This is a genomic window from Streptomyces sp. NPDC048659 (assembly GCF_040650575.1).
GTDB lineage: Bacteria > Actinomycetota > Actinomycetes > Streptomycetales > Streptomycetaceae > Streptomyces.
Window position 1 is genome coordinate 22,719 of the sequence record NZ_JBEZHM010000007.1, and the last position, 12,891, is coordinate 35,609.

The following is a 12,891-nucleotide window of genomic DNA, read 5'->3' on the forward strand; positions in this document are numbered from 1 at the left end:
GTCAGGCGTCGACGCTGTCCTTCTCGCCGCCGTCGGCCGCCGGAGTCTCCGCGGCCTTGGCCGCCTCCAGCCGCTCCTGCTTCTTGGATGCGATGAGGCTCGTGATCGTGGTGATGATCAGGACACCGCAGATGACGGAGAGCGAGAACGGGATGGAGATCTCGGGGACGTGCACCCCGGACTCGTGCAGCGCGTGCAGCACCAGCTTCACACCGATGAAGCCGAGGATCACCGACAGGCCGTAGCTGAGGTGGACCAGCTTCTTGAGCAGGCCGCCGATCAGGAAGTACAGCTGCCGCAGACCCATCAGGGCGAAGGCGTTGGCCGTGAAGACGATGTACGGGTCCTGCGTGAGGCCGAAGATCGCCGGGATCGAGTCGAGGGCGAAGAGGATGTCGGTGGTGCCGATCGCCAGCATGACGACCATCAGCGGGGTCAGGATCCGCTTGCCGTTCTCACGGATGAAGAGCTTGGTTCCGTGGTAGCGGTCGGCGACGCCGAACTTCTTCTCGATCGACTTGAGGAGGCGGTTCTCCTCGAACTCCTCTTCCTCGTCGTCGGCACGGGCCTCCTGGATGAGCTTCCAGGCAGTGTAGATGAGGAACGCGCCGAAGATGTAGAAGACCCACGAGAAGCTCGTGATGATCGCGGCACCGGCCGCGATGAAGATCGCGCGGAGCACCAGGGCGATCAGCACACCGATCAGCAGCACCCGCTGCTGGAGGTGCGAGGGCACCGAGAACTTCGCCATGATCAGGACGAAGACGAACAGGTTGTCCACGCTGAGCGACTTCTCGGTGATGTAACCCGCGAAGAACTCGCCCGATGCCTGGCTGTTGCCCCAGATGAGCAGGCCCAGGCCGAACAGCACGGCGAGGACGATCCAGACGATCGTCCAGATGCCGGCTTCCTTGACCGACACGTCATGGGGCTTGCGCCCGATGAAGAAGTCGACCGCGATCAGGGCGCTCAGACCGAGAACGGTCAGCACCCACAGGGTCATCGAAACGTCCACTGCGCCTCCGGCGTCGTACGGCTTGTGATCAGCGTCGTCGCTGCCGGAGGTCTCTTCCACCCGGGGACTTCCCCGGGCCGACGCCCCGGGATCAGATCGCCGATCTGTCCGTACTGACGGGCACGCCGCGCATGGGGAGTACTCCCCTCCGCAAAAAAGAGACTACCCGAAGAACCAAGGAAAGGTAAAGAGAAGGGTAAAGTCGACCCAAAACCGCAGGTCAGCGGCCCCACTGCCGCCGAGCGTCAGTCACCTGGGAGAGCACCTGCCGGAGCACCGAGCTGCCCGGCGGGACCACCGGCGGCTCGTACGTCCAGGCGTGGCCGACCCAGGGGTCGGCGAGGTGGTCGTCGGGGACCGGGGTGAGCCGGGTCAGCGCCCGCCACAGCGGGTCGAGCACCGGCCCGTACGCGGCGGCGTCCGCGCGGTCCGCGACCATCAGCAGGTGCAGGCCGACCTCCGGGCCCTCGTCGGCGAGGTAGCGGAGCTGGTTGACCGTCCGGTCGTCGAAGCCGTGCGGGAAGTCGTGGACGACCAGGAGGTGCTCCGCGGTGTCGAGGCCCGGCGGCAGGTCCTCGGCGGCGCCCGCGCGGGAGGCCATCTGGAGCAGGTCCACCCGCTCGGTCAGCTGGGCCAGGACGGCCGCGACCCCGGCGGCGCCCGCCGCGGGCGGGCCGGCCAGCACCCCGGACTCGACCAGCGGCGCGAAGGCGCCCGCGCCCGCGCCGGCCGGGTCGATCACCCGGACCCGGAAGCAGTCCGCAGGGTGGACCGCGACCAGCCGGGCGACCAGCGAGACGGCCGTGTCCAGGGCGAGCCGGCGCAGCTCCGCCTCGTCCAGGAGCGCCGCCGCCTCGGAGTGGCCGCGCCCCGAGTCCACCCACAGGCCCCGGGCCAGCGGGAGCCGGGCGAGGAAGGGGATGCGCAGGGCGGTGCGCTCGGGGAGGTGCAGATCGCCGAGCCGGACGGCCATCGGCGCCTCCATGGGCACCCGGTACGCCTGCCAGACGGGGCTGTCCCAGCGCGCGTACGCGGCGGGCAGGGCCGGCTCGACGACCTCGGACTCGGCGGTGAGCTGGGCGAGGTCGCGGTCGAGGGCCTCCCGCGCGCGGGCGGTGAGCTCGTCGTGCTTCGCCTTGGCGGCGGCCCGGGCGGCGTCCCCGGCGCCGCCGATCCGGCCGCGCGGGTCGGAGAGCGCCCGGTCGAGCTCCTGGTCGAGCCGGGACTCGGCGAACTGGCAGGCGCTGCGGTAGGCGGCGGTGGTGCGGGCCAGGTCCTCGAACATGCCCCACACCTGGTTGTAGAGGCGCTCGTCCATGGACCAGCCGGTGGCGTCGCCCGCGACGGGGGCCGGGTGCCCGGCCGGGGCCGGGGGCTGCTCGGGGCGCGGCGGGACGCCGTCGGGCGCGGGGCGGCGGCCCCGGTGCGTGTAGTCGATGGGCCCGCCGGGGGCGGCCGGGGCGGCGGGTGCGGCCGGGGCGGGTCTGCGGACCCGGTCGGGCTCGGGGACGCGCGGCGGCGGGGCGGTGACGGTCCGGGCCGGCTCCTGGGCGACGGCCGCCAGGATCGAGCCGGCCAGCTCCGCCGGGCGCTCCAGGCCCTGGTCGGTGAGGAGCTCGGCGAGCCCGCCCTCGTACCCCTGGCCGACGGCGCGGACCTTCCAGGCGCCCTGGCGGCGGTAGAGCTCCAGGGCGACCAGCGCGGACTCCTGGTCGAGGCCGGTGATGGTGTAGTCGGCGATGCCCGTGCCGTCGGGCGCGGCGACGGTGAGGACCGGGGAGGCCGAGGCCCCGAAACGGGCGGGTCCCGCTGCCCCGACCGGCAGGGCGAGCAGGACGCAGACGCGGTGGACGGCCGGGTCGACGGCCGCCAGGTCGACGGCGAGGCGGTGCGTGGCGGCGGCCTGCCGGGGCACCTCCACGCCGGGCAGCGCGGTCGCGCCCGGGTGGGCGACGGCCCCGGCGCCCGGGACGCGGCCCGCCTCGTCGGCCAGGGTGACCGCGGCGAGGACCGGATGACCGGCCGAGACCCGGATCTCCAGACGGGTGTGGGGCAGGGGGTGGTTCTGCCCCCGGACCAGCTCGGCGGTCATCTGCTGCGTCTCTCCGTACGTGCGGTCTGCGTACTGGGGTGCTCGGGGTGCTTACAGGACGGGGAAGATCGACGGCATGAGGTCCTGGAAGGTGCGGCCGTTGGCCCCGTTGCCCAGGGCCGTCATCTGCCAGCCCGCGCCGGCCCGGTGGACCTTGGCCATGATCTGGGCCGTGTACTGGCCGCCGCCGGCCAGCGTGTAGCGGGCGAGCTCCTGGCCGTTGGTCTCGTCGACCAGGCGGCAGAAGGCGTTCTGCACCTCCTGGAAGGTCTGGCCGGTGAAGGAGTTCACCGTGAAGACGATCTGGTCGATGTGGACCGGGACGCGCTGGAGGTCGACCAGGATCGCCTCGTCGTCGCCGCCCTGGCCGACGCCGCCCACCAGGTTGTCGCCGGTGTGGCGGACCGAGCCGTCGTCGCTGACCAGGTGGCGGAAGAAGACCACGTCCACGGGCTGCTTGTCGGCGAAGAGGACGGCGGAGGCGTCCAGGTCGATCTCGCGGGTGCGCGAGCCGAACAGGCCGCGGCGGGGCGCCGCCTGCCAGCCGAGACCCATCCGCACGGAGGTGAGGCTGCCTCCGTCCTTCTTCTCCAGGCTGATGGCCTGCCCCTTGGTCATGTTGACCGTCACGCGCTGCCCCTCTCATCGGTGTGAGCAGCACCCTACGCAGGGGCACTGACAACGCGCCGGGAGCGGGCCGGTTTTGTGTCGTTCTTGCAACACACCGGGCCCGCCTCCGGGCGCTCGGCGCGGCCGGTCAGGCCAGGCCGGCCTCCTTCATCTGGCGGAGCTCCTTCTTCAGCTCGGAGACCTCGTCGCGCAGCCGGGCGGCGACCTCGAACTGGAGCTCGGCGGCGGCGGCCTTCATGCGGTCGGTCATCTCCTCGATGATCGAGGCCAGTTCGGCCGCGGGGCGGTCGCCGAGCTCGACGGTGGAGCCGGACTTCGCCGCCCTGCCCTTCGGGGCGTGCGCGGCCAGCGAGGGGACGGGGGCCTTGGCGGCCTTGCCGTCCTTCGCCTTGCGGTAGCCGCTGCCGAGCAGCTCCTCGGTGTCGACCTCCTCGCGCGCGATGGTGGCGACGATGTCGTTGATCTTCTTGCGGAGCGGCTGCGGGTCGATGCCGTGGGCCGTGTTGTAGGCGACCTGCTTCTCGCGGCGCCGGTTGGTCTCGTCGATGGCCTGCGCCATCGCCGGGGTGATGGTGTCCGCGTACATGTGGACCTGGCCGGAGACGTTGCGCGCGGCGCGGCCGATGGTCTGGATGAGGGAGGTGCCGGAGCGCAGGAAGCCCTGCTTGTCGGCGTCGAGGATGGCGACCAGGGAGACCTCGGGCAGGTCGAGGCCCTCGCGGAGCAGGTTGATGCCGACCAGGACGTCGTACTCGCCCGCGCGGAGCTCGCGCAGCAGCTCGATGCGGCGCAGGGTGTCGACGTCGCTGTGCAGATAGCGGACCTGGATGCCGAGCTCCAGGAAGTAGTCCGTGAGGTCCTCGGCCATCTTCTTGGTGAGGGTGGTGACCAGGACCCGCTCGTCGCGCTCGGTGCGCAGCCGGATCTCGTGCACCAGGTCGTCGATCTGGCCCTCGGTGGGCTTGACCACGACCTCGGGGTCGACGAGTCCGGTCGGGCGGATGATCTGCTCGACGAAGCCGTCGCCCCGGGAGAGCTCGTAGGTGCCGGGGGTGGCCGAGAGGTAGACGGTCTGGCCGATCCGCTCCTGGAACTCCTCCCACTTCAGCGGCCTGTTGTCGAGGGCGGAGGGGAGCCGGAAGCCGTGGTCGACGAGGGTCCGCTTGCGGGAGGCGTCGCCCTCGTACATCGCGCCGATCTGCGGGACGGTGACGTGCGACTCGTCGATGACGAGCAGGAAGTCCTCCGGGAAGTAGTCCAGGAGGGTGTTGGGCGGGGAGCCGGGCTCGCGGCCGTCGAAGTGCATCGAGTAGTTCTCGATGCCGGAGCAGGAGCCGATCTGGCGCATCATCTCGATGTCGTACGTGGTCCGCATCCGCAGGCGCTGGGCCTCCAGGAGCTTGCCCTGCTTCTCCAGCTCCTTCAGGCGCTGCTCCAGCTCGCGCTCGATGTCGTTGACCGCGCGCTCCATGCGCTCGGGGCCCGCGACGTAGTGGCTGGCGGGGAAGACGTAGAGCTGCCGGTCGTCGCTGATGACCTCGCCGGTGAGCGGGTGCAGCGTGGAGAGGGCCTCGATCTCGTCGCCGAACATCTCGATGCGGACGGCGAGCTCCTCGTAGACCGGGAAGATCTCGATGGTGTCGCCGCGGACCCGGAAGGTGCCTCGGCTGAACGCCAGGTCGTTGCGGGTGTACTGGATGTCGACGAAGCGGCGCAGCAGCTGGTCGCGGTCGATCTCGTCGCCGACCCGGAGGTCGACCATCCGGTCCACGTACTCCTGGGGGGTGCCGAGGCCGTAGATGCAGGAGACGGAGGCGACGACGATGACGTCGCGCCGGGTCAGCAGCGAGTTGGTCGCGGAGTGGCGCAGCCGCTCGACCTCCTCGTTGATCGAGGAGTCCTTCTCGATGTAGGTGTCGGACTGCGGGACGTACGCCTCGGGCTGGTAGTAGTCGTAGTACGAGACGAAGTACTCGACCGCGTTGTTCGGCAGGAGCTCGCGGAACTCGTTGGCCAGCTGGGCGGCGAGCGTCTTGTTGGGCGCCATCACCAGCGTGGGGCGCTGGAGCTTCTCGATCATCCAGGCGGTCGTCGCCGACTTTCCGGTGCCGGTGGCGCCGAGCAGGACGACGTCCTTCTCGCCGGCGCGGATGCGCCGGTCGAGCTCGGCGATGGCGGCGGGCTGGTCGCCGCTGGGCTGGAAGGGGCTGACGACCTCGAAGGGCGCCACCGTACGTTCGATCTGGGAAACGGGCCGCATGGAACCACCGTACGACCCGGCACTGACAGCCGGGCGGTGATCGGCCCGGTGCCGTGGCCGGAGAGGGTCGCTCACCAGTCCTGGGAGCGGTACGTGCCCCGGGCGGCGCCTCTGCGGGCGGTGCGGGCGGCGGGCCGCGCGGAGGACCAGTTCGCCGGTTCGCCGTAGGCGGGGGAACGGCGCGGCGCGGGCACGCCGGGGGCGCCGTGGCGGTAGCCGCCGTGGGCCGTGGGGCGCTGCCAGTCGGGCTCGCCCATGACGAGCAGCGGGTCGAACATGACGACGACGGCGGCCAGCAGCAGGAAGACGGCCGGTCCGATCAGCATGGGCAGCAGCAGGGAGGTGGCGGAGTCGCCGGTGCCGGCGGCGGCCGTGCCGTGCAGCCGGACGTCGACCGCGGCCATGGCGGTGTAGTGCATCCCGCTGACGGCGACGCCCATCACGATGCTGGCGCCGAGGCTGGCGAGGAAGCCGTGGACGGAGACGGCGGCCCAGAGGGCGACGGTGGCGGCGACGACGGCGATGACCACGGAGAGGGCGACGGTGCCCGTGTCGTACGTGATCTGGCCGTGCAGCCGGATCCCGGCCATGCCCAGGTAGTGCATGGTGGCGACGCCGAGGCCGGTGATGGTGCCGCCGGTGACCAGGGTGAGGGCGGTGGCGCCGCGGTAGCCCACGATGAAGATGCCGATGCCGACCATGAGGATGGCGACGCCGAGGCTGGCGAAGGTGAGGGGCCGGTCGTAGGCGACGGGCGCCTGCTGGACGGAGAAGCCCATCATGGCGATGAAGTGCATGGTCCATATGCCGGTGCCGATGGAGGTGGCGCCGAGCGCGAGCCAGCCCGCCTTGAAGGTGTCGTCGTGGCGGAGCGAGCGTGTGGTGCAGCGCAGTCCGAGCGCGCCGCCGAGGCAGGCCATGAGGAAGGCCGCCACCGGTGTGACGAGTCCGTAGCTGAATCCGTCGACCGTGCCCTGCATGAGCGTCTGTCCTCCACCCCTGGCGCAACGTCGTCCGAAAACAGTCGGTACCGCTGAGTAGTGCTATCGGATTATGGCGTCCGGCGGGCCTTGTCGGCCATGCCGTCCGGGAATTGCCGTGCCCGGCTGTCAGTGCCGGGCCGTACGGTGGGCGGCATGGAGAGCGAGGGTCCGGTGACGCCCCGGCCGACGGGGCGGGCGGAGTGGACGGTGGTGCCGAGCGCCATCGGTCCGCTGCTGCTCGCCGCGACGGAGCGGGGTCTGGCGAGTGTCGTCTTCCACGCGGACGACCGGATGCGCGAGCGGGCGCTGGGGCGGCTGGCGGGGGCGCTGGGCGGGGAGCTCGTGGAGCGCTCCTCGGGGCTGCTGGCGGAGCCGGTGCGGCAGCTCGCGGCCTATTTCGACGAGGGGCTCCGGAGCTTCGACGTCAAGCTGGACTGGTCGCTGGTGACCGGATTCAACCGGCAGGTCCTGCGCGAGCTGGCGGCGGGAGTCCCGTACGGCACGGTGGTGGGGTACGGGGAGCTGGCCCGCCGGGTGGGGCAGCCGGGGGCGGCCCAGGCGGTGGGGGCGGCGATGGGCGCCAATCCGCTGCCGGTGGTGGTGCCGTGCCACCGGGTGGTGGAGCGCGACGGGGGCATCGGCGGCTTCGGCGGCGGCCTGGAGACCAAGCGCAGGCTGCTCGCCCTGGAGGGCGTGCTGCCGGAACCGCTGTTCTGAGCCAGGGCCGTCCCGGGCGGGCCGCTCCCGGCGTTCCCACGCTGTGGGAAGGCTGGCAGTATGCGTAAGTGACCACCACCCCAGACGCCCCTGACACCCCTGACGCCGTCCAGTCGGACGGGATATCGGACGGGATATCCGGCACCGTCTCCCCCGCGCGGCTCCCGGCGCTGCGGCGGCGCATCCAGGCCGTGCTGATCGCCACCCAGATCCTGGGCGGGCTCGGCATCGCCACCGGAGTGGCGCTGGCCGCGGTCCTCGCCAAGGAGGTCAGCGGCACGGAGGCGCTGTCGGGGCTCGCCTCGACGGCGTCGGTGGCGGGTCCGGCGCTGCTCGCGATGCCGCTCGCCTCGCTGATGACCCGCCGGGGGCGGCGCGCCGGTCTGGTCCTCGCCTATCTGGTCGGGGCGGTCGGCGCGGGGGTCGCGGTGCTCGGCGCGGTCCTCGGCAGCTTCCCGGTGCTGCTGCTCGGCCTGGTCGGTTTCGGGGCGGGTTCCTCGGCCAATCTCGCGGCCCGCTTCGCCGCCGCCGACCTGGCGGAGCCGGACCGGCGGGCCCGGTCCATCTCCACGGTCGTGTGGGCCACCACCATCGGCGCCGTCCTCGGCCCCAACATCGCCGCCCCGGCCGGGGAGTCCGTGGCGGGCCTCGGGATCCCGGTGGCGGCCGGGCCCTTCGTCTGGGCGTCGGGCGTGTTCGTGATCTCGGCCCTCGTGGTGGCCCTGCTGCTGCGCCCGGACCCGCTCCTGACGGCGCGCGCGCTGGCGGGCCCCGAGGAGGACGCGGCGGCGGAGGGGCGCTCCCTGAAGGCGGGGTTCCGGGCGGTCCGGGAGTCCTCCCGGGCCCGGCTCGCCCTGGTCACGGTGGCCGGCTCGCACACGGCGATGGTGTCGATCATGTCGATGACCCCGGTCGCGCTGAGCCACCACGGGGCGGACATCCGGCTGATCGGGCTGGTGATCAGCGGGCACATCGCGGGCATGTACGCGTTCTCGCCGGTGATGGGCTGGCTGTCGGACCGGCTCGGCCGGCTGACGGTGATCGGCCTCGCCGTCGCCCTGATCGCCGTCGCCGCGCTCCTCGCGGGCACGGCGGGGGCGAGCCACGGGCAGACCGCGCTGGGCCTGTTCGTGCTCGGCCTGGGCTGGTCGGCCGGGCTGGTCTCCGGCTCGGCGCTCCTGACGGACTCGGTCCCGCAGGCCGCCAGGGCGGCCGTGCAGGGCGTCTCCGACTTCATCATGAACACCTCGGCCGGTGTGGGCGGTCTGGCGGCGGGCCTGATCGTCTCGACGGCGGGCTACGGCTGGCTGAACGCGGTGGGTGCCTGCCTGCTGGTCCCGATGGCGCTGCTGGCGCTGCGCGGCACGGCCCGCCGGGCCTGAGCGGCCGATACCGGGCCGCCCGGGTCGCCCGCCCGGGCCGCCGCCCGCGCGGGCGTCAGCGCGGCACCACCGGCGAGCTCGCCCCGTCCGCCGTCCGGCGCGGCGCCCCCGTCCCGTCCGCCGGCACGCTCCAGACCGCGCCCCCATAGGCGTACGCGACCGTGCCGGGCCCGGTCCAGGACGCCTGGTCGTCGACGGACCGGGTCTCGGCGAGCGGGTGTTCGCGCAGGGTGGCGAGATCGAGGACGTACAGCCGCCAGGGGGCGGCGGGGTCGGTGGAGACCTTCTTCTTGTACGCGATCCGGGTGCCGTCCGGGGAGAGCGAGGGGCACTCGACGTTCTCCTTGAGCGCGCGCGCCGACCAGTTCCGCAGGTCGCCCTCGACGAGGTAGGTGTGCCCGCCGGTCGCGACGGTGGCGTAGAAGCGGTTGTCGTCGGCGGCGAAGGAGACGCCCCAGTAGTTGACGTCGGGGGCGTGGTGGCGGCGCCCGTCCAGGGTGAGCGGGATCTGCTCGATGTTCTTGATCAGGTAGCCGGTGCGCAGGTCGAGGATCGAGGTCCGGGTGGCGAAGGCGGAGGTGTTGTAGGAGTCGCCGCTGGCGAAGGCGGTCCAGGCGAGCACGTGGCCGGAGGGGGAGACCCGGGCCCGGTTGGGGATGCCCGGCAGGCTCATCCGGCGCACCTCGCGCAGCCGCCGGTCGAGCACGAGGACGTACGAGCGGGCCGGGAGGCCGGGGCGGCGCTGGAGGCAGAGGGCGGTGCCCCCGGCGGCGTGGAAGCGGTCGCAGCGGGGGCCGCCGGTGATCCGGCCGCCGGGCGCCGCCGGGTCCTGGCGGGCGACGCGGCCGGTGGCGGTGTCGCGGAACCAGAGCGCGTCTCGGGGCCCGTCGAGTCCGAAACCCGCGTCGGCCCCCGTGTTCGCCGCGTTCGGGTGGTCGGCGGCGGCGCGCAGGGTGTAGGCGGTGGCGCCGCCGAGGAGCAGCAGGGTGCCGAGGACGAGTGCCCACAGACGACGGGCGGTCATGGCGTGGTCCTTCCGTGCGGGGGTTCGGCGGGCAGCAGGCGGGCCGCGCAGCAGAGGGCGGCGAGGAGCCCGGCGCAGGCGAGGAGGAGGGCGGTGGAGGGGCCCCAGAAGGTCCAGGCCGCGCCGAAGCCGGTGGCGGCGGCGACCTTGGCGAGGGCCTGGGCGGTCTGGACGACGGCGAGGCCGCCGGCCCGCCGCCCGGCGGGGAGCAGCGGTCCGGTGAGCGCCATCAGGACGCCGTCGGTGGCGGCGTAGAAGATCCCGAGGAGGGCGAGGACGCCGCCGACGAGGAGCGCGTCCGGGAGGGGGGCGAGGAGCAGGGCCATGGCGAGGAGCAGGGCGCCGTGCCCGTACAGGAAGGGGCGGCGGCGGCCCACGCGGTCGGCGAGCCGTCCGGCGGGGACGGCGAGCAGCAGATAGCCGGCCGCCGCGCCGAGCGGCAGGAACGGGAACCAGGTGGCGTCCAGCCCGGTCCGGTGCTGGAGCAGCAGGTAGAGGAAGGCGTCGCCGATGGTGGCCGCGCCGAGCAGCGCGGTGGCGAGCGCGACCCGGCGCACGGCGGGCAGCCGGAGCGGGGCGAGGGGGCGGAGCAGTACGGCGGAGGGGCGGGACGCGGCGGACGGGCGGGGCGCGGCGGAGGGGCGGAGCGGCGCCCGCGTGGGGGGCGCCGTCGTCGTGCGGGCGCCGCCGGGGACGAGCACGGCGAGGAGCAGCACGCCGAGGAGCCCGACGCAGAAGCTGACGACGAAGACCGCGTCGTACGCGTCGGCGGTCGCCCAGAGCAGCGCGAAGGCGGCCAGGGGGCCGAGGAGGGCGCCGGTGGTGTCCATGGCCCGGTGGACGCCGAAGGCGCGGCCGAGGTCCTCGGGCGGGCTTTCGAGGGTGATGAGGGCGTCGCGCGGGGCGGTGCGGATGCCCTTGCCGAGCCGGTCGGCGGCGAGGGAGGCGGCGATGAGGCCGGTGGCGCCGCCCGCCAGGAGCAGGCCGAGTCGGGAGCAGGCGGAGAGGGCGTAGCCGATCCCGGCGATCCGCTTGTGCCGGCCGCCCCGGTCGGCGGCGTGTCCGCCGATCAGCCGGACGAGCGCGGTGGCGCCGTTGAACAGGCCGTCGAGGAAGCCGAACTGGAGCGGTGTCAGGCCGAGGCCGAGCACCAGGTAGAGGGGCAGGACGGCGGTGACCATCTCGGAGGACACGTCGGTGACGAGGCTGACGGTGCCGAGGGCGAGGACGGTGGCGGGGACGCGCCGCCGCACCCCGGAGGGGGTGGGCGGCGCGTCGCGGCGACCGGTGGTCGCGAGGTACATCAGTGGCAGGTGTAGGTCGGGCCGGTGTCCTTGACCGAGCCGTCGGTGCCGACGTACTGCCAGGTGTACGTGGTGTCGGTGAAGTCCAGCTTCAGCACCCCGTACGGGCCGCTGATCCGCTTCTGGCTGTTGGGCTGGACGGTCTCGATGGGGTAGGGCTCGGCGCCGCCCATGCCGCCGACGATCTCGACGATGCCGTCGGCGGTCGCCTTGCCGTTCGGGTCCTGCGGGGCGAAGCGCTCGTAGTGGTGGTCGTGCCCGTTGAGGACGAGGTCGGTCTTGGCGGCGTAGAGGATCTGCCAGACCGGCTTGGAGACGGGGTCGTTGCCGTGGCCGCCGGAGGAGTACAGGGGGTGGTGGAAGTAGGCGGCGACGCAGCCCTTGGCGTTGCGGGCGAGGTCGTCCTTGAGCCACTGGATCTGGGCGGGGTCGTCGAAGGAGTTGGAGTCGAGGGCGACGAAGTGCCAGTTTCCCTCGTCGTAGCTGTAGTACGACTTGCCCTGGGGGTACGCGATCGAGCCGAAGTACGCCTTGTAGCCGGCGAGCGAGCCGGCCGGGTCGTAGGTCTCGTGGTTGCCGGGCACCGGGCGGGTCTTGGCCTTGAAGGCGCCCCAGGTCTTGTCGTAGTAGGCGCGGTAGTCGCTGAGGCGGGCGTCGTCGTACTGGTTGTCGCCCATCGTCAGATAGAACTTCGGGGCGATCCGCTGGGCCTGGGCCGCGGTCTTGGGGTGGGCGCAGGAGCTGCTGGAGGCGGTGCACTGGGCGGCGATGTCGCCCGCGGCGACGACGGTGAAGGCGCCGGTGGGCGGGGTGGTGCCGTCCGTCGTCCCGTACACCTCCACCTCGTGGAGGGAGTAGCCGTACGCGGTGCCCCGGGCGGTGCCGTAGACGCGTAGATAGCGGCCCTTTCCGGAGAGGCCGGTCCAGTCGTCGGTGCCGCCGTTGCCCGCGGTCTCGGTGGCGACGGCGGTCCAGGTGGCGCCGTCGGCGGAGACCTCGACGCGGTACGCCTTGGCGTAGGCGGCCTCCCAGGAGAGGCGGACGCGGCTGACGGTGGCGGGGGCGCCGAGGTCGACGCGCAGCCACTGGGGGTCGGAGCCCTCGGCGCTGGCCCAGCGGGTGGCGGGGTCGCCGTCGAACGCCTTGGCGGGGGTGAGGGTGGAGTCCTCGTTGGAGGAGGAGGTGGCGGGCCGGCCGCGGGAGAGCAGCGGGTCGGCGGCGTCGGCGCGCCCGGGGGCGGCGAGGAGGAGGCCGCCGGTCAGCAGGACGAGGGCGGCGAGGAGGAGGGAAAGGACGGAGCGGCGTGGTGGGGCGGAGGCGTACAGGCGCATACCTGGGGCTCCCTGGCCTGGGGACGGCGAGAGCTGGACACCGGTGCGGGGCAGCGCGGCCCGGCCCGCGCGGCGGGGAGCGCCACGGGGCGTGCTGCGGTGCGCGGCGGCCGGGTCAGAGCTCTCGCTGAGCGCGTCACGCCCGCTCCCGGG

General features: G+C 73.2%; 10 protein-coding genes. 2 read left to right on the forward strand and 8 right to left on the reverse strand.

Going from position 1 to position 12,891, the window contains the following annotated elements:
- Position 1: 1 nt before the first annotated feature.
- The 5 genes from AB0C99_RS07655 to AB0C99_RS07675 all read right to left on the reverse strand — a co-directional run bounded on the left by AB0C99_RS07655 (position 2) and on the right by AB0C99_RS07675 (position 6,977).
- Positions 2 to 1,015, reverse strand: coding sequence for a TerC family protein (locus AB0C99_RS07655; RefSeq protein WP_362470830.1), 1,014 nt, complete (start codon positions 1,013 to 1,015; stop codon positions 2 to 4).
- 220 nt (positions 1,016 to 1,235) lie between these two features.
- Positions 1,236 to 3,107 (reverse strand): TerD family protein, encoded by a 1,872-nt coding sequence (locus tag AB0C99_RS07660; RefSeq protein WP_362470832.1) that lies wholly within the window; start codon positions 3,105 to 3,107, stop codon positions 1,236 to 1,238.
- A 51-nt stretch (positions 3,108 to 3,158) separates the two neighbouring features.
- A complete protein-coding gene (locus tag AB0C99_RS07665; RefSeq protein ID WP_362470835.1) occupies positions 3,159 to 3,737 on the reverse strand; it encodes a TerD family protein in 579 nt (192 codons plus the stop codon).
- Between the two features lie 127 nt (positions 3,738 to 3,864).
- Entirely contained in the window at positions 3,865 to 5,997 is a 2,133-nt protein-coding gene (gene uvrB / locus AB0C99_RS07670; RefSeq protein WP_362470838.1) for an excinuclease ABC subunit UvrB, read from the reverse strand.
- Positions 5,998 to 6,068: 71 nt separating this feature from the next.
- On the reverse strand, positions 6,069 to 6,977 hold the full coding sequence (locus AB0C99_RS07675) for an MHYT domain-containing protein (RefSeq protein ID WP_362470841.1): 909 nt from the start codon (positions 6,975 to 6,977) through the stop codon (positions 6,069 to 6,071).
- A gap of 156 nt (positions 6,978 to 7,133) precedes the next feature.
- Here AB0C99_RS07675 and AB0C99_RS07680 point away from each other — a divergent pair, with 156 nt between their 5' ends.
- Complete coding sequence (locus tag AB0C99_RS07680) at positions 7,134 to 7,697, forward strand: methylated-DNA--[protein]-cysteine S-methyltransferase (protein ID WP_362470843.1); 564 nt, start codon at positions 7,134 to 7,136, stop codon at positions 7,695 to 7,697.
- A 122-nt stretch (positions 7,698 to 7,819) separates the two neighbouring features.
- A complete protein-coding gene (locus AB0C99_RS07685) occupies positions 7,820 to 9,079 on the forward strand; it encodes an MFS transporter (protein ID WP_362471280.1) in 1,260 nt (419 codons plus the stop codon).
- Between the two features lie 55 nt (positions 9,080 to 9,134).
- On the opposite strand, the gene AB0C99_RS07690 is transcribed toward AB0C99_RS07685, so the two are convergent.
- The 3 genes from AB0C99_RS07690 to AB0C99_RS07700 are packed head-to-tail and all read right to left on the reverse strand — an operon-like array spanning position 9,135 to position 12,738.
- Positions 9,135 to 10,103, reverse strand: a complete 969-nt coding sequence (locus tag AB0C99_RS07690; protein WP_362470846.1) for a hypothetical protein — start codon at positions 10,101 to 10,103, stop codon at positions 9,135 to 9,137.
- Positions 10,100 to 11,407, reverse strand: coding sequence for an MFS transporter (locus AB0C99_RS07695; protein WP_362470849.1), 1,308 nt, complete (start codon positions 11,405 to 11,407; stop codon positions 10,100 to 10,102). Before AB0C99_RS07695 ends, AB0C99_RS07690 begins: the two co-directional genes overlap by 4 nt.
- Entirely contained in the window at positions 11,407 to 12,738 is a 1,332-nt protein-coding gene (locus tag AB0C99_RS07700) for a discoidin domain-containing protein (protein WP_362470852.1), read from the reverse strand. Before AB0C99_RS07700 ends, AB0C99_RS07695 begins: the two co-directional genes overlap by 1 nt.
- Positions 12,739 to 12,891 lie beyond the last annotated feature (153 nt).